The organism is Sphaerisporangium rufum (assembly GCF_016863395.1).
In the GTDB taxonomy this organism is placed as follows: Bacteria; Actinomycetota; Actinomycetes; order Streptosporangiales; family Streptosporangiaceae; genus Sphaerisporangium; species Sphaerisporangium rufum.
In genome coordinates, this window is the sequence record NZ_BOOU01000054.1 from 122,426 (window position 1) to 141,922 (window position 19,497).

The following is a 19,497-nucleotide window of genomic DNA, read 5'->3' on the forward strand; positions in this document are numbered from 1 at the left end:
GTCGCCATGCGTATCGGAATACTGGGCGCCGCACGGATCGCCCCGACCGCCCTGATCAAACCGGCGCGGGCCGTCGACGGCGTCGAGGTGGCCGCGGTCGCCGCCCGCGACCGCGGCCGCGCCGAGGCGTTCGCCGGCAAGCACGGCGTCCCCGTCGTGCACGGCTCCTACCAGGAGCTGGTGGACGATCCGTCGCTGGACGCCGTCTACGTCCCGCTGCCCAACGCCCTGCACGCCGAGTGGACGCTGAAGGCCGTCGAGGCCGGCAAGCACGTGCTGTGCGAGAAGCCGTTCACCTCCAACGCGGTGGAGGCCCAGGCCGTCGCCGACGCCGCACAGGCGGCGGGCGTGGTGGTGATGGAGGCGTTCCACTACCGCTACCACCCGCTGATGGAACGCGCGCGGAAGATCGTGGAAGGCGAGCTGGGCGAGATCCGGCGGGTCACCACCTCGTTCTGCTTCCCGCTCCCCAGGTTCTCCGACATCCGGTACTCGCTGCCGCTGGCCGGCGGCGCCCTGATGGACGCCGGCTGCTACGCCGTGCACTGCCTGCGCACCCTCGGACCGGGCGAACCGTCGGTCACCTCGGCGACCGCGCTGCTGCGCTCCCCCGGCGTCGACCGAGCGATGACCGCCGAGCTGGCCTTTCCAGGCGGCGCCACCGGCCACGTCCAGACGTCCATGTGGTCGCGCCGGCTGATGAGCGTCAGCGCCCGGGTCGAGGGCGAGCGCGGATCCCTGCGGATCATCAACTTCGTCGCGCCGCAGTTCTTCCACCTGCTCACCGTCAAGACCGCCGCCGGCCGGCGGCGCGAGCGGGTGCCCGGCGAGCCCACCTACACCGGCCAGCTGCGTGCCTTCCTCGCCGCCGTCCAGGACGGCGTGCCGCCGCTCACCCCGCCGGCGGACGCGATCGCCAACATGAAGGTGATCGACGACATCTACCGCGCCGCCCGCCTCCCCCTCCGCGGCTCCGCCGGCTGACCCCGCACACGGTCCGGTGCGGACGCGGCCTCGCGGCCACCGCCGGGCCCGGTTGGAACCACCTCGGTTTCTCCCGCGGGCCGGCCGCCCGGGACTCGCGCCTCGCCGCACGGCCCGCCCGGTTCCGTGGCGGCGCGCCGCGATCCCCGCTGTGCGCGATGGCACCACCGGCGGCCGGCCACGGCCCGGCCGTGCCGCCTCAGGCACGGGCGGGCGGCGACCACCGGCATCGCTCATGGCGGCACGGCGACCCGACCGTCCGGCGAGGGCTACGGTGATCCCTATGCCGATCGCGCTGGCCTTCGCCGCCTTCGTCACGACGCTGCTCGGCGGCATCGTGGCGCAGCGCGTCCAGGACCGGCGGCACATCGTCCTCGGCGCCGCGGCCGGGGTCATGCTCGGCGTGGTCGCCTTCGACCTCGTCCCCGAAGGCCTCGAACTGTCGGCCGACCGGCTGCTCGGCGTGCCGGTGCCCATGGTCACCATGGCGGCCGGGTTCCTGCTCGTGCACGTGGTCGAGCGTTCGCTGGCCGTGCACGAGGTGCCGCAAGGCCACTACGCCGGCCACGCCCACCGGCACGCCGGCGTCGGCCTCGGCGCCGGATCCGCCCTGGTGGTGCACAGCTTCATCGACGGCACCGCCATCGGCGCCGCCTTCCAGTCCGGTCAGGGGCTCGGCCTCACCGTCGCCATCGCGGTCATCGCGCACGACTTCACCGACGGCTTCAACACCTTCACCCTGACCACCCTGTACGGCAACGCCCGGCGGCTCGCCCTCACCCTCGTCCTGCTGGACGCCGTCGCCCCGCTGGCCGGTGCCGCGCTCACCCTGCTGGTGCACATCCCGGAGCCGATGCTGGCCGGCTACCTGGGGTTCTTCGCCGGGTTCCTGCTCTACCTCGCGACCGCCGACATCCTGCCCGAGGCGCACACCACCGACCACCCCACCAGCGCCACCCTGCTGGCCACCGTCGGCGGCACCCTGTTCATGTGGCTGGTCATCGGCCTCACCGCCCACACCCCGTGACCCGCCCGGCCGCAGCCTGCCGATGGCTCGGCTCACGCCGTCCGGGCCGCCGACGACCGTCCCGCCTGGGTACGGATCCATCTCGATCCGGCATTTCCTGGTAGCGGACATTCCGCTGTCAACCTCGCTACAGGAAGAGGCGTCATATACGCGCCCCCGACACTAGCGAGGAGTCATGAAGCAGTCGCGGATCCGGTACATAAGAAAACCTGCTGGGACGATCGGCGGCTACCGGATCTGACCCATGACTCCCCGACTCATCCTCTTAACCATCTCGCTCGCGCTGGCAGCGGTCATCGCCATCTGCGCCACCACCATCGTCCTGGTTCTCGACCAGCCCTCCGGCGACCCGAGTGAGTACCACCCCAACCTGGCCGGGGTCGCCCTGGCCGACGATGGCGAGCCGCAGCCTGACACCGAGGCCGGTGCCCGAGCGGCCGCGCAGACACTGTTCGATTCCTACGCCGCCGGTGACCACGGCGCCTTCTGGGACGGCTGGAGCAGCGACGCCCACAACCTGATCTCTCGAGGGGACTATGTGCGGCTCTTCGAGCTGTGCAAGCCCGTCGCGCAAGGAATCCGCTACGCCGTCCAGTCCGCGACCGTCCAGGGCGACACGGCGAAGGTGCAGGTCACCCGGCTGATCGCCGCGTTCACCTACGATTTCAGGTACGAGAACGGGCGCTGGCGATTCGTCCCGGAGGCCGAAACTCAGGCAGAGTACCGATCCAAGACCGTCGAGCAGATGGTCGCCGAGAAACAGGCCGCAGGCACCTGCGCGAACGGCTCCACTCCCCCGTCGGCGCCGACCGCCACCTCCGTCCCACCGGACGCGGCCCGGCAGAGTGTCCGGTCACAGCCCCCACCTGCGACGCCGGGCGAACGGAAGGTGCTGCTCACCGACAACGGCAGCGGCAGGAAGAACAGCGCGCCGTTCACCGTCGACGCCTCATGGGCTCTGCACTACACCTACGACTGTTCACAGTCGTCGACCGGTTCCGCTTTCATGTCGGCCACCTTGCTGGACGGGACCAGGCACGTAGATCTCCTGGTCAGCGAGACGGGTGCGTCAGCGGACAAGACGACTCCGCAATACCGGGCGGGCACCTTCCACCTGGAGATCGCTGGATCGTGCCCGTGGACGGTCGAAGTGGTCGACATCCCGTAACCGTCCCTGGGCGGCCGGCCTCGTCAGAGCCGGCCACGTGATCAGCGGCTGCGAGAGCACCCGGGCGGCATGACCTGCGGCCCGAACCACGTGGTGTGCGCTGGTGGCGGTCAGCCGGGCAGTGCCGCCGTGAGGTCCACCTCGACCAGCTGCCCGGTGAACCCGAGCTGGGCGACTCCCAGCAGCGTGGCCGCGGTGGTGAACGCCGGCCCGATGACCGAACCGTTCAGGCGCTTCCAGGCGGCGCCCAGCACCGCGACATCGGTAGTGACCACATAGATCACCGAACGGACGACCTGATCGGGCTGGGCACCCACCGCACTGAGGGCGGCGAAGGCGTTGGCCGCCACCTGGTCGATCTGGGCCTCGAGATCATCCGGCCCCACCAGCGCTCCTGAGGGGTCCAGCGGGACCTGCCCGGCCAGGAACGCCGTCCGGCCCGCCTCCACAACGGTAATGTGGTGATAACCAGGAGTCCGATGAAGCTCGGCAGGATTGATGCGCGTGATATCGACGGCCATGCCGACAAGTCTCGCGAATCGGCCGCCGCACCGCATCACCTTTTCCGCGTACCCGAAGACCGGGCCCACGTGCACCCGCAGCCACCCCCGCCGGCTCCAGTCACGAACTTGAAACCGGCACCCGCCTCCACCCCGCCGGCCTCGGTCCACCGGACTTCGCAGCCCGGCCGTCGCCGACGATCGTCCGGCTGCTCAATTAATGTGCGGCCATGGCGGATTTCGTACTGGTGGCCGGCGCGCGGCTCGGCGCGTGGGCGTGGGACGAGGTGGTGCCGTATCTTCGCGCGGCCGGCCACCGCGCTCACCCGCTGACGCTGTCCGGTCTCGCCGACAAGCGGGATGTGCCGGCCGGGCAGCAGACCCACGTCCAGGACATCGTCGCCGAGGTCGAAGGCCGGGACCTGCGCGACGTCGTCCTGGTGGGGCACAGCTACGCGGGTATCCCGGCCGGCCAGGCCGCGCAGCGGATCGGCGACCGCCTGACCCACGTGGTCTTCGTCGACTCCAGCGTGCCGGCCGACGGCGCGGCGTTCACCGCCGACTGGCCGGACGGCGGCGCGTCACTCAAGGCATCGCTCGCCGAGAACGGCGGATTCTGGCCGGTCGCGCCCGCGTCCCACTACGCCGGCCACGGCCTCACCGAGGCGCAGATCGCCCGGATCGTCGCCGGCTCGACGCCGCACCCGGGTGCCACGCTCACCGAACCCGCCGTGCTGGCCGGGCCGCTTGACGAGCTCCCGGCGACCTACATCCAATGCCGACCGGCCGGGGGCGAGGAGCGCGAGGACGTGACCGATTGGCTGCCCGGCGAGCACTGGGGGCTGGTCGAGATGGACACCGGGCACTGGCCGATGTTCTCCCAGCCCCGCGAGCTGGCGCAGATCCTCCTCGAATCAGCCGATCAGTGACCATACGCCGCACGCTCGCGGGTTTCTTCGGACGGTGAGATGCGAGCCCTGATCGCCCTCGCATCTCACCGGCCTTCTTTCCGCGTCCGCCGGACGGCGAGGTGGATGTCGGCATCCCCTTCCGATTCGTCACGGACGGCCCAAGGCCATCGCGGTACGCCCCGGGTCTGTGCCAGCAGCGGCGCCACCGGGTGCGAGTCGAGGATCCGTATGCTGTACGCGTATGAAGGATCTTGGTAACCAGGTCGCGTACTGGGATGGTGTCGGCGCCACGAAGACGTTCACCCATCCGCTGAATCTCGACTGGCTGGCTGGAGCGAACCGGAACACCCGGATCCTCGACTACGGCTGCGGGTACGGCCGGGTCATGGCCGAGTGAGCGACCACGGGTTCTCCCAGGTGTCCGGCGTGGACCTGTCTCCCGCACTGATCGCGCGGGGTCGCCGGTCGCAGCCCGACCTGCGCTTCGAGGTCCTGGAGTCCCCACCGGCACTCCCCTGCCCCTCGGCGAGCTTCGACGTCGTCCTGCTGTTCGCCGTGCTGACGTGCATTCCCGATGACGAGGCGCAACGGGAACTCGTCGCGGAGCTGAACCGCGTCCTGGCACCCGGTGGGCTGCTCTACGTCAGTGATCTGATCCTGCAGGACGACGAGCGAAACCGGTCCCGCTACACCGCCTACGCCGAGCGGTTCAGCGCCCCCTACGGAGTGTTCGCCACCGAGGACGGCGCGGTGTGCCGGCACCACGACATCGCCGACCTACGCGCCCTGCTGTCGGAGTTCGACCTGGTGGACGAGCATCGGCTCGACGTCGCGACGATGAACGGCCACCGGTCGCGCGGAGTGCAGCTGCTGGCGCGGAAACGGTGAAACTCACCGCCACGCGTCGATGGCCGCGACCCGCAGGGCTCGGCGGACGCCGTTCGCCCTGCACCGGCGGCCCGCCGGGCATGATGCCCCTCGGAAGCAGGGCGTCAAGCGCCGTCCACCGAGCGTCAACCAGCTCTCCCCGAGCCACGAGGCGGATCAGCGCGCGATGTTGATCCACCTCTGGAAGAGACCCTAGATCCGGTCCCCCGGTGACAGCCGGGCATGCGCGGCGCGGGCCCGCCGCTCGGCGGTGGCCTTGGTGTACCGCTGCACCATGGCCAGCGACGTCCAGCCGCCGATGTGCATCAGGTCGATGGGATCGCCGCCGGCGTCCAGATAGCCGGTCGCCATGGTGTGCCGGAACCGGTGGGTGTAGACACCGGGGATCTCTGCCTCCTTCGCGCGGCGCTTGAGCATCTGCAGGATGCCCGTCCTGGTCAGCCGCCGGTCCCCGCCCGCCGCGGTGACGCCGCGCTCCGGCAGCCACAGCCACGGGCTGCCGGCGTGCTTGTGCCGGGCGCGGGCCCGCAGGTAGCGGTCCAAGGCCGCCGCCGTCTTGCGGCCGATCGGCGCCATATGGGCGCGGCCGCCCTTCAACCGGATCCGCAGCAGGTGCTGGGAGAGATAGACGTCGTTCCGCTCCTCGTCGGCCGGGTGATAGCGCAGGCCGGCCAGGCCGCCGCCGCGGATGCCGTTGTCCAGCAGCACCCGGATGATGGCGGTGTCCCGGCGGTCCACGAACGAGGTGCCGGAGCACGTCTTGAGCATGCGCGCCAGCTCGTCGTCCGACAGCGGCTCGATCGGATCGGCGGTGACGGCGGGCGGCTGCACGTTGGCCATCGGCGAGGCGGCCAGCTCCCCCTCGGCCACCAGCCAGTTGAACAGCACCCGCAGGTTGCGGAAGTGCTTGTGGGTGTCGCCCGCCGAGCGGCTCCTGGTCTGGCCGCAGGGACAGGGCCGGGTGCGCCGGTCGTCCAGCCAGCACCCGTTCAGCCGGCCGGCCAGGAACCCCCGGACATGCCGCGCGCTGATCTTGCCGACCTGTTCCGGCAGGCCGTGAACCTCGAGATACTGGAGGAAGAGGGAGGCGGTGTGCAGGTAGCTCTCGATCGTGCCGGGCGACTTGCGGGCACTGGCCAGCGCCAGCCTCCAGGACGGGACGAGGTGAGCGAGCAGCGGCGATCTACCCATCTGGCGAGACTCCAAATCCGATGCTGTTTCATCGGTTCGCGGCTATGCTAGTCTGCCACGCGGCCGGCGACATCGCTGGTCACCGCCCCAAGTCTCGCGCCCTTAGCTCAGCTGGATAGAGCATCGGACTTCTAATCCGACGGTCGCAGGTTCGAATCCTGCAGGGCGCGCCCTCCACACCAGGTCATCTACCCTCTGACCTGGTCTTTTCTCTTGATCGGTGATCATGGCCACCTGCAGCCACATGCCACCGAATGCAGCCCCAGGCGGGTGCTTGCGGGATATATGCGGGATGAAAACCACGCCGTTTGCCCAGCTCAGGCACACAAAATCGAAGGGCCACGGTCATCCCGTGGCCCTTCGCAGATTGATCGTCTTCAGGTCGTCAGCGCGTCCGCTATCCGCTGGTTGGCGATCTCTCGCTGTCCATCGATGCACTTGGCGTACACCCGAAGCAGCACGTCCACACTGTGCCCCGCCCGCTCAGCGACGTCCGGAGCTGGGACCCCGGAGTTGAGCCAGAGCGAGACCGCCGCATGCCGCAGGTCGTACGGTCTACCGGCCAGAGGCGACGCAACCTGATCAGGCGTGAGCGCGTACATCCGCGCTTCCTTCCACACCTTGGTGTAAGCCGTCGTGGAGAAGACGCCGCCGGTCGCAGTGCGAAACAGCCGCCCGTCAGCCGCGCCGCCATGCCGCTCGATGTGCGCGCGGAGGATCTTCACCAGCTCAGGTGGGATCGGTACATCCCGTATGGCCTTGCGCCGACGCTGCTTCAGCCCACGAACATCATGAGTCTCGCCCGAGTCGGAGAACTGCCGCCCACTCTCCGGACGAGTCTCCTCCAAGGTCAGCAGGCCCCACCCGCTTTCGGGAAGGTGACAGTCCTTCTCGCGGAGCCCCGCCGCCTCAGCAGGCCGCAGGCCGGCGAAGTACATGCAGGGGAACATCCCAGCCAGCATCGCTCCGCGGGTCCGGCCCACGTAGGTGACCGCCGCCAGGAGCTCCCGAGCCTGCGTCGGATTGACCACCACGCGCCGATCTACCTCGCCCGATATCTTGGCAGGCTTCCACTTCACCCGGTCCAGCGGATTCGCGGAAAGTTCCCCCAGCTCAACCGCGTAGCCCAGCGCGTGATGAAACACCGCGCGCTTGCGCCGGAAGGTAGAGTCAGCCGCCCGCGTGCCGTCGAGGTTGACGGATATCGCCTCCAACACAGCACGCACGGTCTTGGCCTCCTCCAGTTCGATGACGGGCAGCGAAGCTGCAGTGAGCCAGCGCATCGCCGCCGTCTGCTCAGGATCGAGGCGTGCCCGCCGGTCTTCGGGTAGAAAAACGTGGTTGCGAAGGACCGCCCGCAGCGTTGCGGTATCGGGCTTGCCCGGACGGTCGTGCAGCAGCGCGAGCGTGACGCCTGTCATGGTGTCCGTCAGGCCCTCACGGGACTTGGCGGCGGAGTGAGGCCACTTGGCCAAGACGTACGCCTGTGCGAACTGCAGCCAGGTTCGCGCGTTCTTGGCCTTGATCATCGACTCGGGCAGGCCGGTTTCCAGCTCGAACGCCTCGCCACGCTTGGCCGCTTGTCGCATGTCGGACAGGAAGCTCTCGGCCAAACCCTTGGTACGGAAGCTCTTGGATTTCCCCCGCCGGCCAACCTTCCAGCGCACCTCAAAGGAGGCGGTCCTGCTGGACTGGTTGCGGCGGATGTCCCAGAACTTCACGTCATAGGAGGTGTTCACGCAGCCTCCCGGAGAGATTCGAGCCAGGCATAGAACTCGCTGCGATAAATCCGGATCTCGCCATTAGGCAGCTTGAAGCCCATCGGCGCCTTGCCGATCTCTCGCCAGCGGTAGAAGGTACGGACCGAGATCCCGCCCAGTTCTTCGAGGATGTCGGGAGCGGCCATCAGCTCGTCGCGGCGGCTCATTCAGCACTCCCGGAAAAATCGCTCGATGTAGCAGGGGAAGAGCATCCGGTCAGAAAGCTGGCGATGACCTGTTCTCCAGCGGCCAGGCCATGGCCGGCGTACTCCCAGTGGGGACTGTACGGTCTTCGGCTCTGGCCCACTTTCGGTGGTCACGGAACGTGATAGCTCGTGTCGGTCCATGGTTATCTCGGCGTGCTGTGTCAGCGTGACGCCGGTGTGACGTAAAGGATCTTCCAGGGCTGCTGTTCCCACAGTTCGCTGACTTGGCCATCGGCAGCGTTCAAGCCGAGGTCGGGGATGGGGCCGGGGCAATCGTGGTGCATGTCGCGTCCCGGGGAACGCCGGTAGTGTGCCCTGACTGCGAGGCTGTCGGGCGGGTGCATGGCTACGTGGATCGTCAGCTGGCCGACGTTCCTGTTGGCGGGCAGCGGGTGTTGGTGCGGCTGCGGTTTCGGCGGCTGAGGTGTCCGACGGTGGGGTGCGAGCGGCAGACGTTCCGGGAGCCGCTGCCTGGGCTGGCTGAGCCGTATCAGCGCCGCACGATCGCCTTGACCACGCAGGTGGGGGCGGTGGTGCGGGAGCTGGCCGGGCGAGCTGGATCGCGCCTGTTGGCCGTGCTGGGAGTCAGGATGTCGCGGCAGAGCGCGGTCCGGTCGTTGCTGCGTTTGCCCCTGCCGGCTCGTCCAGTGCCGGAGGTGATCGGGGTGGACGACTTCGCGCTCCGCAAACGACACCGCTACGCCACCGTGATCATCGACGCGGTGACGCGGGAGCGGATCGATGTGCTCGCCGATCGTCAGGCCGACACCTTGGAGGCGTGGCTGCGTGCCCACCCCGGGGTGCGGATGGTGTGCCGGGACAGCAGCGGCGCCTATGCCGAGGCGATCCGTCGCGCCCTGCCCGAAGCGGTGCAGATCGGTGATCGCTGGCATATCTGGCACAACCTGGCCCAAGCCGTGGTCAAAGAGGTCGCCGCGCATTCGATCTGCTGGGGCAAGACCGGCCCGCCGCCGAAAGAAGGGGTGCGAGCAGCCACTACACGCGAGCGCTGGCGGCAGGTGCATGCCCTGCTCAGCCAGGGTGTCGGACTGCTGGAATGCGCCCGCCGTCTGGGCCTGGCGCTCAATACCGTCAAGCGCTATGCCCGGGTCAGCGAGCCCGAGCGGCTGGTGCGCGTGCCGAAGTACCGGCCCACGCTCGTCGACCCGTTCCGCGACCATCTGCGCGAACGCCGGGCAGAAGATCCCGCCGTTCCCGTCCAGCAACTCCTCGTCGAGATCAAGAGGCTCGGCTACACCGGCAGTCAGAACCTGCTCTACCGCTACATCAACCAAGGCCGCGTCGAATGCGACCGGCCCGCGATCTCGCCCAAGCGTCTGGCCGCCCTTCTTCTTACCGAACCGAGCAAGCTCACCGGCCACCACGCCGAGCGGTTGGATGCCGCCATCGCCGCCTGCCACGAGATGACCACGCTCGCCGGACTCGTCCGGGACTTCGCCGCTCTCCTGGACCCCAAGCCGGGCAACGGCCAGCTACTGACCGACTGGATTGAACAAGCGCGTCAGGCCGACCTGCCCCACCTGCACGCCTTCACCCGTGGGCTGGACTACGACCGGGCCGCCGTCAACGCCGCCCTCACCCTCCCTTTCCACAACGGCGGCACCGAAGGTGTCAACACCAAAACGAAAATGATCAAGAGGCAGATGTACGGGCGAGCCGGCTTCGCGCTCCTCCGTCATCGCATCCTGCTCGGCTAACCACTTTCCGTCACCACCGAAAGTGGGCCAGAGCCGTTGACTGGACGGACCCGTCCATGGTCGAGCGGCTGCTGATCTCCCTTGGGAGCGACGCCAACGACCGGCACACCGAGCTGTACATGAAAGAGGTGCGCCCGCTGGAGTACCGGTGCCTGATGGAAACCGCGTGGGACAACCTCAACGTCGGCACCTCGGCGATCCTGTCGGCCCCGTTTATCACCGAACTGCGCGATGAGGCATGGTTCACCCGGTTGGAGAACCGGTGCGCCGCCAAGGGCATCGACGTCGCGGCGATCTGGGTGCGCTGTGATCCCGAGTCCATGCGCGAGTACATCGAGTTCCGCGCCGCCGCCCGTGATGCTTGGAAGCTGGCGAACTGGGACGAGTACGTGGCCGGTCTGGACGTCGACAACCCGCCGGCGACCGCACACCTGACGGTGGACAACCGGCTAGGGGCGGCGATCAGCCTTGCCGACCAGACCCGCGACGCCCTTAAGCGCATCCTCACGTGACCACGCCGCCCACCGGGGTCGTGCTCTACGGCCCGCCCGCCAGCGGTAAGAGCACCACCACCAGCGCCCTTCACCGGCTCGACTCCCGGTTTCGCCTGCTGCGCAAACTGAAGGTCGGCACCGGCCGGGCCGACGAGTACCACCTGGTCACCGCGGCCCGCTTGGACGAGCTGCGCCAGTCCGGGCGCACGGTCGCCGAGACCCACCGGTACGGCAATACCTACGCCATCGACCGCGCCGAGATCGAGGCCATGACCGGCACCGGACTCATCCCTGTTGCCCACATCGGCAACATCCCCGACCTGCGCACCCTCGTCGGCCGGGACCCCTGGTTGCGCGTACTGCTGTGGGTACCGCGCCAGGTTTGCCGGCAGCGGTCCCAGGGCCGCGGGGACGTCGACACCGCCCAGCGCTTGACCGCATGGGATGAGACATTGACCGATCTGCAGGCCAACGCCGACGACGGCTTCTTTCACCTACGCCTCCACACCGACCGCATCGGCCCCGACCAGGCCGCCGCCGAGATCGCCGAAGCGTACGACGCCCTCACTCGCCGCCCCCTTCACTCGGCGCCACCCCACCGGGAAGACGTAGCAGCACCGCCGGCGGGATGAGGTCCAGCCGCCACCACGTCCCGCAGTCCTCACAGATGGCCCCACTCGGCATGACGCCGCCATAGGGCCACACGAAGGTCCAGCACACCCGCAGGTGGGCACAGTCAGCTTGCCGCGGCCGACCGTGCCCACCCGCAGGGGTTCGTTCGCCGAGCGCGACGATCACAGCGGATGGCCTGCGATCCAGGAAGGCGCGTCCGGCGAACGTGTCCGGCGTAGCTCGTGGTACCGATCCGCGACCCGGCGAGCCGCGGTCACCGGGTCATCGGCGGGGCTGTAGCGGTAGGTGAAGCGCCCGGTCACCGGGGACACGCCGCCGGCCCACCACAGGTAGCAGGGACCGGCCCAGACCACCAGGTCGTACCAGACCGACACCAGCGCAAGGCCGGCTCCCTCGTTGACGTCGGCCGCGATCCCATGTCGATCCAGCGCATCCCGCAGCCGGTAGGCGGCCCGGATGGCGGGATGCCGAGGTGGCGCGAGCCCGGGGATCATGGCTTGCGCCCAATTCCGCCGAGCACCGGCACCCGCAGGTCGTCGGTGTACACCGGGCCGTCCGGCCGCCACAACGGCACGTAGACCACGCCCGGCTCGACCAGGCGCAGGCCGTAGAAGAAGCTCGCGATCTCCACCAGGGTCCGCAGCACTGCCGGAGCGTTCGCCCGATCGTAGGCCGCCCTCGCCGGCATCAATGCCCGGCGCTGCTCGGCATGCGAGACCAACAGATACGAGCCAGGCGCCATCGCCCGGATGAAGGTGTCAACGATGCCGTAGGGGTCTTCGCTGTCGCGGATGAAGTGGAGGACGGCGCACAGCAGCACCGCCACCGGCTCCCCGAAGATGAGCACCCCCCGCACGTGCGGATCACCCAGGATGTGCAACGGCTCTCGAAGGTCACCGGCCATGGCGTGGGTGTTGGGGTTGTCGGCCAGCAGCGCGCGGGCATGGGCGAGCACGAGCGGGTCATTGTCGACGTACACCACACGCGCCCGCGGATTGATCTCTTGCGCCACCTGGTGAACGTTGCTCTGCGTCGGCAGGCCGGTTTCGATGTCGAGGAACTGAGTGATCCCGCACTCGCCGGCCAGGAACCGCACCGCACGCCCCAGGAAGTCCCGGTTCGACCTCGCCATCAGCCGCACATGCGGCGTCTTGCGGATCACCTCCTCGGCACACTCACGATCGACCGGAAGATTGTCCTTGCCGCCGAGGTAGTAGTCGTACATCCGCGCCACACTGGGCGTACTCAGATCCAGGTGGCCCGGAACAACACTCTGGGACCCCTGCCCGGGGTCCCGCTCCGGTGCATCCATGCGGGGCATCATAAGCAGACCTGCCTACTCTTGCCTACCCCTGCCGATCGGTACGCCCCGTAACGCCCCGTGACCTGGGCCTACCGTTCGCTTCCTATCGTCAGAGATGTGATCGACTTCCGGCCTGATCAGCCCAAGTCAGAGCAGGTACTCGCCGAGATGCGCCGCCGCATCAAAGCCGGCGTCTACAAGCCGGGCCACCCCGTCCCCGGCGAACCTCGCATGGCCGAAGAGTTCGGCATCGCCCGCCGGACAGCCCGCAAGGTGATCAATGCACTCTTGGACGAGGGCCTCATCTATACGGTCAAGAACATCGGCACCTTCGCCGCCGACCCGGCAACCGGCCAGCCGCCCGAGCACATCACCAGGCAAGACGATCCGGACGAGGACGACGAGCCCTCACCACAAGCCCAGTGAACCACCGGCCAGCCCAGACGGCCAAAGCGCCCCAGGACCAGGCCGCCAATCACCCTCGATGAGGACTTTCTCCACGTCCTTAAAGGCGGCCCGCTGCGCGGCCCGCCGGGCGCGCTGGCCAGTCTGCGTGCCCGGCTGCGGCTCTTCGGCCGGTCCGGGCACGCACCGCCCCGCGCGCCCGAGCAGTCGACAGCAGTAGGCAGTTAAGGTCGTGACGATCACTGACTTCGATTCTCGGCACACGTGGTCGGGGTGATCGGCTGCCGCGGCCCTCCTTCGTCGCGCCTTGCCATCGAGCAACGTGGCTAGGTGCCGGCCAATTCTTCCAATCGCCAGAAGAGGTAAGGATCGGGCAAGGTAGACGTAGTAGCGGTCTAAGTGGGCGGTAGCCAGCTCCGAGAGACAGTGAGCCGCCTCGGCGAGGGGCAGGACCTCGGTCGGACGGCACCGCTCCGATTAGTGGGCACGGAGGTTGGCCAGCGCCTTAGACTTGCCATCCTGGTTGATCCGCCGCGGCGTCAAGCCTAGCCTTGAGAGTATCTAGATCCCCTCAGTTTTTAAGGAATCCGCGAGAATGACTGAATATAACGGAGAGGACACCGAGTTCTCCCTCCAAGGTGATTTCTGGAATCCAGCTTCTGAAGATGAGATAGAGGAGGAGGGCGAATATGACGAGCTGACAGCAGAAGACGTCTCGGGAGTGGTCACATACACTCTTGACTGGAGCGTCCACTCGCTTTTGGAGCGAATAGGAAATAATTTCGACATAAACCCAGCCTTCCAACGCCGAGACGCCTGGAATGGGCCACGCAAAAGTCTCTACATAGAATCTCTGATGCTAGGGCTTCCGGTGCCTCAAATCGTTCTTGCCGAAGACAAACAGAAGGGGAGATTCATTGTTCTAGATGGCAAGCAACGTTTGGTAACCATGAAGCAATTCGCCGATCCCGACGAACATTTCAAACCTCTACGATTGGGTAAACTCCAATTCCTCGAAGACCTGAAAGGCAAAACCTTCGCCAAAATCCAAGCCGATCCCGATCAGCGGGAGTGGGCCGATAACCTCCTAAGCCAACCGGTCAGAACAATAGTAGTTCGCAACTGGAGTAAACCTGCAGTCCTCTATCAGGTATTTGTTCGCCTCAATCAATACAGCGTCCCACTCTCTCCACAAGAGTTGCGCCAAGCACTATTTCCCGGCGAATTCACCGTCTGGATTAATCAGCGATCTATCGAGAGTGAGGCCATTAGGAAGGCTCGCCGACTTAAGGCACCCGATTTCCGAATGCGTGACGCCGAGATGCTACTCCGCACTATCGCCTTCTTTGATCGACTCGAAGAGTATGCAGGAAACCTTCGCGAATTTCTCGATGATGCTTGCGAGTCGGGAAATAGAGAATGGCAGCTCAGGGGAGATCAATTCCAGGCCATGGCCGCTGCGTGCGATGCAGCCATCAATAAGACCTTGACTGCCTTCGGCCCAAAGCAAGCATTCTTTCGATATGACGCGACAGCTGGTTACATCTCGCGGTTCAATGTCGCTGTATACGACCTCATGTGCGCAGTCTTCGCGGAATCAATCCTGACACAGGAATTGGTGAGCCAAAACGCCACAAAACTCCGACAAGCATTTGAAGAACTTTGTAGCAACGACCCAGTTTTCCAAGACAGCATTAAGTCCACGACTAAGACGGAAGTCGCAGTTGCCGGACGCATCATCCGCTACGGCACGAAAGTCCAAGAGATAACTGGAGTTCAGCTTCCCGTCATCGGTAGGGCGTCTCAGCTCCTAGAAGCTCGGAAATAACAGCCACCCATGACGTCGAAAGAGCTAGGGTGGCTCGGGCAGATGCTGGATGAGCTTAAGGCTGACCTGATTGTCACCGGCAAGGACTACGACAAATATAGTCGCCAAGAACATCGAATGGCACTTTCGTTCCGCCTCCTTGCTAGTGCTGCAGTCGAGCAATACGTTGAGGATCGCTGCAAGGCTGCTGCTCGGCATGGGCTCAATCGACTACCTAAAGGGCAACCTACGCGCACCGGTCATTCGCTCACACTTTGGTATTTGATCAAAAGGGACAAAGGAGTAATCCCGCTAAATGCAGCGGAGGTTCCAAAGGCCGCCGACTTCCTAAACGCGGTACATGCGGCATATGAGAACACCGTCAACAAGACGCACGGAATGGACGACAAGGATCTTCGCGCGCTAGTTATACCACTCGGCTTACCCGAAACAGACATCGACGGAGTTTTATGCGCCATGTTGAAGGATCTTAGCAATGAGCGCAATAAGGCGGCGCACCGTCTGATAAACCGGGCCAAATCAATGACTGAGCCAATCGAGGAATGGAACAAGATTCAGGCAATACTTTATCTTCTCAAAGATCTCGATGCAGCACTCGATCGTGCGGCGACAAACTCATGATGCAGTACAGATATCAGATTATTTGACGTTTGAACTGACTTCGGAGTGAGTGAGAGATTGCTGTCTAACATGGTGGTCCGGTGGATTCGGCCCCACGAGCGGCACGCTCCTGTCTACAGCTGAAGCTCCCAGGGCGGTAACTGTCTGTCGGGTACCACGTCGAAGGTGCTCGTCTGCTCTGATGTGAAGGTGGGCTTTGTGGCTGCCGTTGTCGGTGGGCTTCTCTAAGCTTGAGTCATGATTCAGCTCGAGCCGGGACAAATTCGGACACGTGAGCAGCTTGCTCCCATTTTCGGCGGAAGCGCGCAAGGGGGATCTGCCCTTCTAGGACAACGCCCAACGTGCTGCTCTACTCCGACCCGAAGGTAGGGGAACTTCGCGGATACTACGACGGTTGGCTGGCCGAAGTAGACGAGCACGGCCGAGTGTTCGAGTACACCGGGCACGGTGAAGGCGACCAAACCTTCGAGGGCCGGCATGGCACCGGGAACCGTGCGACCTTGCATCATGTCGATGACGGAAGAGATCTGCAGGTCTTCAAAGCCGTCGGTGTCGTACCCGGAACGGGTACCAAGCGTCACCGCTACGTGGGACGCTTCGCGCTTGACCAGATCCAGCCGTACGTTATGCGCCAGGCGCCGAACAGCAATCACGTGATGCGGCGCGTAATCGTGTTTCGCTTGCGGCCCCTTGGCAGCGAGTATCAGCACGTCGAAGACGACGTCATCCCCCCAGCTACTTCCACCAGCGCCATTGTAGTTCCGTCAAGCGTCACTACCAGCGCAATTGTAGAACCAGAGACGAACAAAAAGACGAAGAGTTTGCGATCTGCGGCACCAAAGACGACCGCCGAGCGGCGTGAAGCCAAGCTCGCTGATCAGTTCCAGTCCTTTATGAAGGCCCAAGGTCGGGATCTTAAGCGGTTTCAGATCACCGTCAAGGGGCTCACCGGCACCCTCCTCACCGACCTGTACGATGCCCAAGGCCATGTCCTGTACGAGTTGAAAGGTACCTGCACTCGCGAAGCCGTGAGAATGGCTATCGGACAGCTTTTGGATTACCGTCGGCATGTCGAGCCGCGCTACCCGGGGCTTGCGGTCCTCCTCCCCGGTGAGCCTCATGAGGACCTTCGGGCGTTGCTTGCTGAACTACAAATCAGCTTGGCCTACTGGGACGGAGCGACCTTCATTGACGTCCCGCTCTAGCCTGAGATGAAGCCTTAAGGCTGACCGCATTGCTGCAAGCTAGCCATAAGAGCAGTCGAGCTGGCGGCGCAGCGCTGCGAGGCGAGGGTTAGCAGCTTGGCTGCGCAGTCCCGTAAGATCGTTCTATGCAGCCCATTGCGCTCTTCGACCTAGATAACACTCTTGTGGACCTAGACGAAGCGTTTCGAAGGTGGGCCGAAGAGTTCGCCGGTGAGCATCGCCTAGGCTCCGAAACGATTGACTGGTTGGTCGCTCTCGATCGGGCCGGATTTCCGCATCGTGAACTCTTCTTTGCCAAGGTACGTGAGCGCTACACGCTACCTCACCCAGCCTGGGAACTATGGCGCCAGTACCGAAGGCGTATGCCGCAGCTGGTGCGCTGTCGACCCGAAGTTTTGGAAGGCCTAGCAGAGCTTCGGAAATCTGGGTGGCGCGTGGCGATCGTGACCAACGGGACGGCGGACAACCAACTGGGGAAGATCCAGCAGACCGGGTTGGCCGAGGCCGTAGACGCCTACGCGCTGTCGGGAATCGAAGGAGTGCGCAAGCCCAATGCTGCCCTGTTTCAGATCGCGGCCCAGCGCTGCGGCACGACTCTCGCCGGTGGCGGGTGGATGGTCGGGGATAATCTCACGGCCGACATCGCCGGCGGACGCGCAGCGGGCCTCAGGACCATCTGGATTGACCGAGGCCTCTGGCCCGGGGGTGACCATCAGGCCGACCACGTGGTTAAGGACGTACTCCAAGCCATGGAGATTCTACATAGGAAGAAGGGGGATAGCTCGCAATAGTAGCGTCCATCTTCACGGGCACTCCGGCCGGAAATACCTCTGACCTCAGTCTCTTAATAATAATGGCGCAGGGAGGTAACTCCACCCGATTATAAATGACCGATTCCCGAAGTACTCCTATTGGAATCTGCCCCCCAAGTGCTTCTTTAGTTATCTGCGCATGCGGATCCACTGGCGCTCGATTTCCTTATGAATCTCTCCTACATCAACCTCCACGCCAGGAATGTTGCGCCCCCACGACAGTGCCCATATCCGCGGGTCCATTTTTCGGACCACCCGGGCTAGCTCGTCGGAGATGCCGTTGACTACATGCGAGGATAGATCGATAGTTGACTGGATAGGGTTAGTGGCGATCCACATGCCATAGTCCTCAGCATCTAGGTCGCTCGGCGGCTCTGGATCTGCCTGGCTGAATTGGGCGCGGAGCTCGACCGTTCGCAACTCGCCGCGTTGATGGGTTAGAATATGCCGTATATTCCGGCTGCGATTGATGCCAGGGGTGTTTAGGTCATTGCCAATGAGTCGATGAAGCCGGACCAACTCCCGCCAGCCCGGCGATTGCAATCTTCCCGAGCGAGGCACCTGTATTTTAAACGGTTTAAGAGCTTCATCAAGCGATTTCTCGGCATACACCTCGAAAGCAGTCACCATATCTTTGATGGCAGCCGCTTCAATCATCCAGGCATAATCTGTAGACCACAAGCCTCCACTCAATTCATCGTACTTTTCGAAGAATACGTCTAGATCTCCGAAAAGGGCCGACGGAGGGCGATTCTCCTGGTCTGCGATACGCGAAGCCTCCTTCTCTAATTTACCGAAGCCCTCTTCGGCCCACTTCAGGCTCAGATATTCGAATGCCCGTATATCTTGAGTCGACGTTCTCCACTCCTCAAACGCACCACTCACTCGATGCTGGTTCTCGTCCCAGGTCATGACCGAATGATAGCTGTCTAGCGCTATGGCTAACATCGCCTCTGGACACTGGTGGATATCAACGAAGCAGTGACGTGGCAGACACATGGAGCGTTTTTCATCCTGCTTCGCGTAGTTGAAGGACGAGGATGGCTTTGACGAGCTGACCTGCGCGAAGGGGGCAGCAGCGTAGCTTTCGCAGGATTCGCCAGCTCTTCACCTGCGCATTCGCCCGCTCGCCGGGTCCGCGGAGCTTGGCGTGAGCGGAGTTGGCGTTCTTCTGGGAGGCCGGTTTGCCTCGTCCCTTGTACGGCACCAGGACGCGCTGACCTGCGCCGACGTAGGCCTTATCGGCGAGGGTGATCAAGCCGGCGGCCTGCAGTCGGCGGATGATGCCCCAGATGCGGGCCGCTGTCAGATCGTGTACCGATCCGGGCAGCGAACCGGAAGTCCATAACGGTGTGCCGTCGGGAGCGCTGATGACCTGGATGTTCATCCCGTGCATCCGGTTCTTGCCGGAGTAGTACGGCCGGTCGGCGGCCACCCGGTCAATCGGGATGAGCGTTCCGTCGAGTACCACGAAGGCGTAGCCGGCGCGTCTGGCGGTCCGTAATGCCTGGTCCAGGCTTGGTGCCCGCCGGGCCAGCAGGGTGACAGCCTCGTGGATGTAGCGCCAGGCGGTGGCTGTTCCCACGCCGAACCCGGCCGCCGCCTCGCTGAGGGTTTCCCCTTTGCGCAGGTGGACCAGCACGAGCAGCGCCTGCCGGCCGGGGTTGAGGCGGCGCCAGGTCGAACCGATGGTCTTGCGGTGGCGGCGGATGAGGCCGGACAGGTAGGACAGCGTCTGATGTGACAACGGCAGCGCGGCACGGTACAACAGCAACTTGAAGCCTCTGGTGTATAGGTTGATCTTGGTCGACAACCCTTCTACCAGGGGCTTCTCTATTTGTCG

General features: G+C 65.1%; 21 protein-coding genes, 1 tRNA gene and 1 pseudogene. 15 read left to right on the forward strand and 8 right to left on the reverse strand.

Annotation, left to right across the window (positions count from 1 at the left end; all coding sequences use genetic code 11):
- Nucleotides 1-6: 6 nt before the first annotated feature.
- The 3 genes from Sru01_RS20220 (at nt 7) to Sru01_RS20230 (ending at nt 3,179) form a co-directional block, all read left to right on the forward strand.
- Complete coding sequence (locus Sru01_RS20220; protein WP_203988801.1) at nt 7-984, forward strand: Gfo/Idh/MocA family protein; 978 nt, start codon at nt 7-9, stop codon at nt 982-984.
- A 283-nt stretch (nt 985-1,267) separates the two neighbouring features.
- Entirely contained in the window at nt 1,268-2,011 is a 744-nt protein-coding gene (locus Sru01_RS20225; protein WP_203988803.1) for a ZIP family metal transporter, read from the forward strand.
- Nucleotides 2,012-2,255: 244 nt separating this feature from the next.
- On the forward strand, nt 2,256-3,179 hold the full coding sequence (locus Sru01_RS20230; RefSeq protein WP_203988805.1) for a nuclear transport factor 2 family protein: 924 nt from the start codon (nt 2,256-2,258) through the stop codon (nt 3,177-3,179).
- Nucleotides 3,180-3,289: 110 nt separating this feature from the next.
- Here the strand turns inward: Sru01_RS20230 and Sru01_RS20235 are convergent, their stop codons facing one another.
- Nucleotides 3,290-3,700: a RidA family protein gene (locus Sru01_RS20235; protein ID WP_239137590.1), complete on the reverse strand. Its 411-nt coding sequence runs from the start codon at nt 3,698-3,700 to the stop codon at nt 3,290-3,292.
- A 209-nt stretch (nt 3,701-3,909) separates the two neighbouring features.
- Between Sru01_RS20235 and Sru01_RS20240 the strand changes: the two genes are divergently transcribed.
- The 3 genes from Sru01_RS20240 to Sru01_RS20250 all read left to right on the forward strand — a co-directional run bounded on the left by Sru01_RS20240 (nt 3,910) and on the right by Sru01_RS20250 (nt 5,478).
- Nucleotides 3,910-4,608 (forward strand): alpha/beta fold hydrolase, encoded by a 699-nt coding sequence (locus Sru01_RS20240; RefSeq protein ID WP_203988807.1) that lies wholly within the window; start codon nt 3,910-3,912, stop codon nt 4,606-4,608.
- Nucleotides 4,609-4,831: 223 nt separating this feature from the next.
- The gene (locus Sru01_RS20245; protein ID WP_203988808.1) at nt 4,832-4,987 is read left to right on the forward strand and encodes a hypothetical protein; all 156 of its coding nucleotides are present in this window, start codon (nt 4,832-4,834) and stop codon (nt 4,985-4,987) included.
- Nucleotides 4,984-5,478 (forward strand): class I SAM-dependent methyltransferase, encoded by a 495-nt coding sequence (locus tag Sru01_RS20250; RefSeq protein ID WP_203988810.1) that lies wholly within the window; start codon nt 4,984-4,986, stop codon nt 5,476-5,478. The genes Sru01_RS20245 and Sru01_RS20250 overlap by 4 nt, the downstream gene beginning before the upstream one ends.
- Before the next feature lie 192 nt (nt 5,479-5,670).
- Here Sru01_RS20250 and Sru01_RS20255 read toward each other — a convergent pair whose 3' ends face one another.
- Complete coding sequence (locus tag Sru01_RS20255; protein ID WP_203988812.1) at nt 5,671-6,669, reverse strand: tyrosine-type recombinase/integrase; 999 nt, start codon at nt 6,667-6,669, stop codon at nt 5,671-5,673.
- Between the two features lie 96 nt (nt 6,670-6,765).
- Between Sru01_RS20255 and Sru01_RS20260 the strand changes: the two genes are divergently transcribed.
- Nucleotides 6,766-6,839: transfer RNA gene (locus Sru01_RS20260), tRNA-Arg, on the forward strand.
- Nucleotides 6,840-7,046: 207 nt separating this feature from the next.
- Here the strand turns inward: Sru01_RS20260 and Sru01_RS20265 are convergent.
- Both Sru01_RS20265 and Sru01_RS20270 read right to left on the reverse strand, forming a co-directional pair.
- Nucleotides 7,047-8,408, reverse strand: a complete 1,362-nt coding sequence (locus tag Sru01_RS20265; RefSeq protein ID WP_203988814.1) for a tyrosine-type recombinase/integrase — start codon at nt 8,406-8,408, stop codon at nt 7,047-7,049.
- Nucleotides 8,405-8,596, reverse strand: a complete 192-nt coding sequence (locus tag Sru01_RS20270) for a helix-turn-helix transcriptional regulator (protein WP_203988816.1) — start codon at nt 8,594-8,596, stop codon at nt 8,405-8,407. Before Sru01_RS20270 ends, Sru01_RS20265 begins: the two co-directional genes overlap by 4 nt.
- A 239-nt stretch (nt 8,597-8,835) precedes the next feature.
- Between Sru01_RS20270 and Sru01_RS20275 the strand changes: the two genes are divergently transcribed.
- From Sru01_RS20275 to Sru01_RS20285, 3 genes are read left to right on the forward strand one after another with little or no spacing between them, the layout of a single operon-like run.
- Nucleotides 8,836-10,353 carry an ISL3 family transposase gene (locus Sru01_RS20275; RefSeq protein WP_445009384.1) on the forward strand — a complete coding sequence of 506 codons (1,518 nt, stop codon included), beginning with the start codon at nt 8,836-8,838 and terminating at the stop codon, nt 10,351-10,353.
- A gap of 56 nt (nt 10,354-10,409) precedes the next feature.
- A complete protein-coding gene (locus Sru01_RS20280; protein WP_203988820.1) occupies nt 10,410-10,865 on the forward strand; it encodes a P-loop nucleotide/nucleoside kinase family protein in 456 nt (151 codons plus the stop codon).
- Entirely contained in the window at nt 10,862-11,479 is a 618-nt protein-coding gene (locus tag Sru01_RS20285) for a guanylate kinase (protein ID WP_203988821.1), read from the forward strand. The genes Sru01_RS20280 and Sru01_RS20285 overlap by 4 nt, the downstream gene beginning before the upstream one ends.
- Before the next feature lie 162 nt (nt 11,480-11,641).
- On the opposite strand, the gene Sru01_RS20290 is transcribed toward Sru01_RS20285, so the two are convergent.
- Nucleotides 11,642-11,974 carry a hypothetical protein gene (locus Sru01_RS20290; RefSeq protein ID WP_203988822.1) on the reverse strand — a complete coding sequence of 111 codons (333 nt, stop codon included), beginning with the start codon at nt 11,972-11,974 and terminating at the stop codon, nt 11,642-11,644.
- Nucleotides 11,971-12,705: an SAM-dependent methyltransferase gene (locus tag Sru01_RS20295; RefSeq protein ID WP_239137591.1), complete on the reverse strand. Its 735-nt coding sequence runs from the start codon at nt 12,703-12,705 to the stop codon at nt 11,971-11,973. The genes Sru01_RS20290 and Sru01_RS20295 overlap by 4 nt, the downstream gene beginning before the upstream one ends.
- Nucleotides 12,706-12,900: 195 nt before the next feature.
- Here Sru01_RS20295 and Sru01_RS20300 point away from each other — a divergent pair, with 195 nt between their 5' ends.
- The 5 genes and pseudogenes from Sru01_RS20300 (at nt 12,901) to Sru01_RS20320 (ending at nt 17,633) form a co-directional block, all read left to right on the forward strand.
- Entirely contained in the window at nt 12,901-13,209 is a 309-nt protein-coding gene (locus tag Sru01_RS20300; protein ID WP_203988824.1) for a GntR family transcriptional regulator, read from the forward strand.
- A gap of 574 nt (nt 13,210-13,783) precedes the next feature.
- A complete protein-coding gene (locus Sru01_RS20305; RefSeq protein WP_203988825.1) occupies nt 13,784-15,016 on the forward strand; it encodes a DUF262 domain-containing protein in 1,233 nt (410 codons plus the stop codon).
- 9 nt (nt 15,017-15,025) lie between these two features.
- A complete protein-coding gene (locus Sru01_RS20310) occupies nt 15,026-15,637 on the forward strand; it encodes a HEPN domain-containing protein (RefSeq protein ID WP_203988827.1) in 612 nt (203 codons plus the stop codon).
- A gap of 311 nt (nt 15,638-15,948) precedes the next feature.
- Nucleotides 15,949-16,842: pseudogene (locus tag Sru01_RS20315) on the forward strand (SRA domain-containing endonuclease); the annotation flags it as partial.
- A 125-nt stretch (nt 16,843-16,967) separates the two neighbouring features.
- A complete protein-coding gene (locus Sru01_RS20320; RefSeq protein WP_203988831.1) occupies nt 16,968-17,633 on the forward strand; it encodes an HAD family hydrolase in 666 nt (221 codons plus the stop codon).
- Between the two features lie 150 nt (nt 17,634-17,783).
- Here Sru01_RS20320 and Sru01_RS20325 read toward each other — a convergent pair whose 3' ends face one another.
- Nucleotides 17,784-18,566 (reverse strand): hypothetical protein, encoded by a 783-nt coding sequence (locus Sru01_RS20325; protein WP_203988833.1) that lies wholly within the window; start codon nt 18,564-18,566, stop codon nt 17,784-17,786.
- Nucleotides 18,567-18,663: 97 nt separating this feature from the next.
- Complete coding sequence (locus tag Sru01_RS20330) at nt 18,664-19,428, reverse strand: transposase family protein (protein ID WP_203988928.1); 765 nt, start codon at nt 19,426-19,428, stop codon at nt 18,664-18,666.
- Between the last annotated feature and the right edge of the window lie 69 nt (nt 19,429-19,497).

Bases quoted from the DNA above. Each gene is read 5' to 3' on its own strand.
- Sru01_RS20220 (WP_203988801.1), top strand. From the start codon at position 7: ATGCGTATCGGAATACTGGGCGCCGCACGGATCGCCCCGACCGCCCTG.
- Sru01_RS20225 (WP_203988803.1), top strand. From the start codon at position 1,268: ATGCCGATCGCGCTGGCCTTCGCCGCCTTCGTCACGACGCTGCTCGGC.
- Sru01_RS20230 (WP_203988805.1), top strand. From the start codon at position 2,256: ATGACTCCCCGACTCATCCTCTTAACCATCTCGCTCGCGCTGGCAGCG.
- Sru01_RS20235 (WP_239137590.1), bottom strand. From the start codon at position 3,700: ATGGCCGTCGATATCACGCGCATCAATCCTGCCGAGCTTCATCGGACT.
- Sru01_RS20240 (WP_203988807.1), top strand. From the start codon at position 3,910: ATGGCGGATTTCGTACTGGTGGCCGGCGCGCGGCTCGGCGCGTGGGCG.
- Sru01_RS20245 (WP_203988808.1), top strand. From the start codon at position 4,832: ATGAAGGATCTTGGTAACCAGGTCGCGTACTGGGATGGTGTCGGCGCC.
- Sru01_RS20255 (WP_203988812.1), bottom strand. From the start codon at position 6,669: ATGGGTAGATCGCCGCTGCTCGCTCACCTCGTCCCGTCCTGGAGGCTG.
- Sru01_RS20270 (WP_203988816.1), bottom strand. From the start codon at position 8,596: ATGAGCCGCCGCGACGAGCTGATGGCCGCTCCCGACATCCTCGAAGAA.
- Sru01_RS20280 (WP_203988820.1), top strand. From the start codon at position 10,410: ATGGTCGAGCGGCTGCTGATCTCCCTTGGGAGCGACGCCAACGACCGG.
- Sru01_RS20290 (WP_203988822.1), bottom strand. From the start codon at position 11,974: ATGATCCCCGGGCTCGCGCCACCTCGGCATCCCGCCATCCGGGCCGCC.
- Sru01_RS20295 (WP_239137591.1), bottom strand. From the start codon at position 12,705: ATGTACGACTACTACCTCGGCGGCAAGGACAATCTTCCGGTCGATCGT.
- Sru01_RS20305 (WP_203988825.1), top strand. From the start codon at position 13,784: ATGACTGAATATAACGGAGAGGACACCGAGTTCTCCCTCCAAGGTGAT.
- Sru01_RS20310 (WP_203988827.1), top strand. From the start codon at position 15,026: ATGACGTCGAAAGAGCTAGGGTGGCTCGGGCAGATGCTGGATGAGCTT.
- Sru01_RS20320 (WP_203988831.1), top strand. From the start codon at position 16,968: ATGCAGCCCATTGCGCTCTTCGACCTAGATAACACTCTTGTGGACCTA.
- Sru01_RS20325 (WP_203988833.1), bottom strand. From the start codon at position 18,566: ATGACCTGGGACGAGAACCAGCATCGAGTGAGTGGTGCGTTTGAGGAG.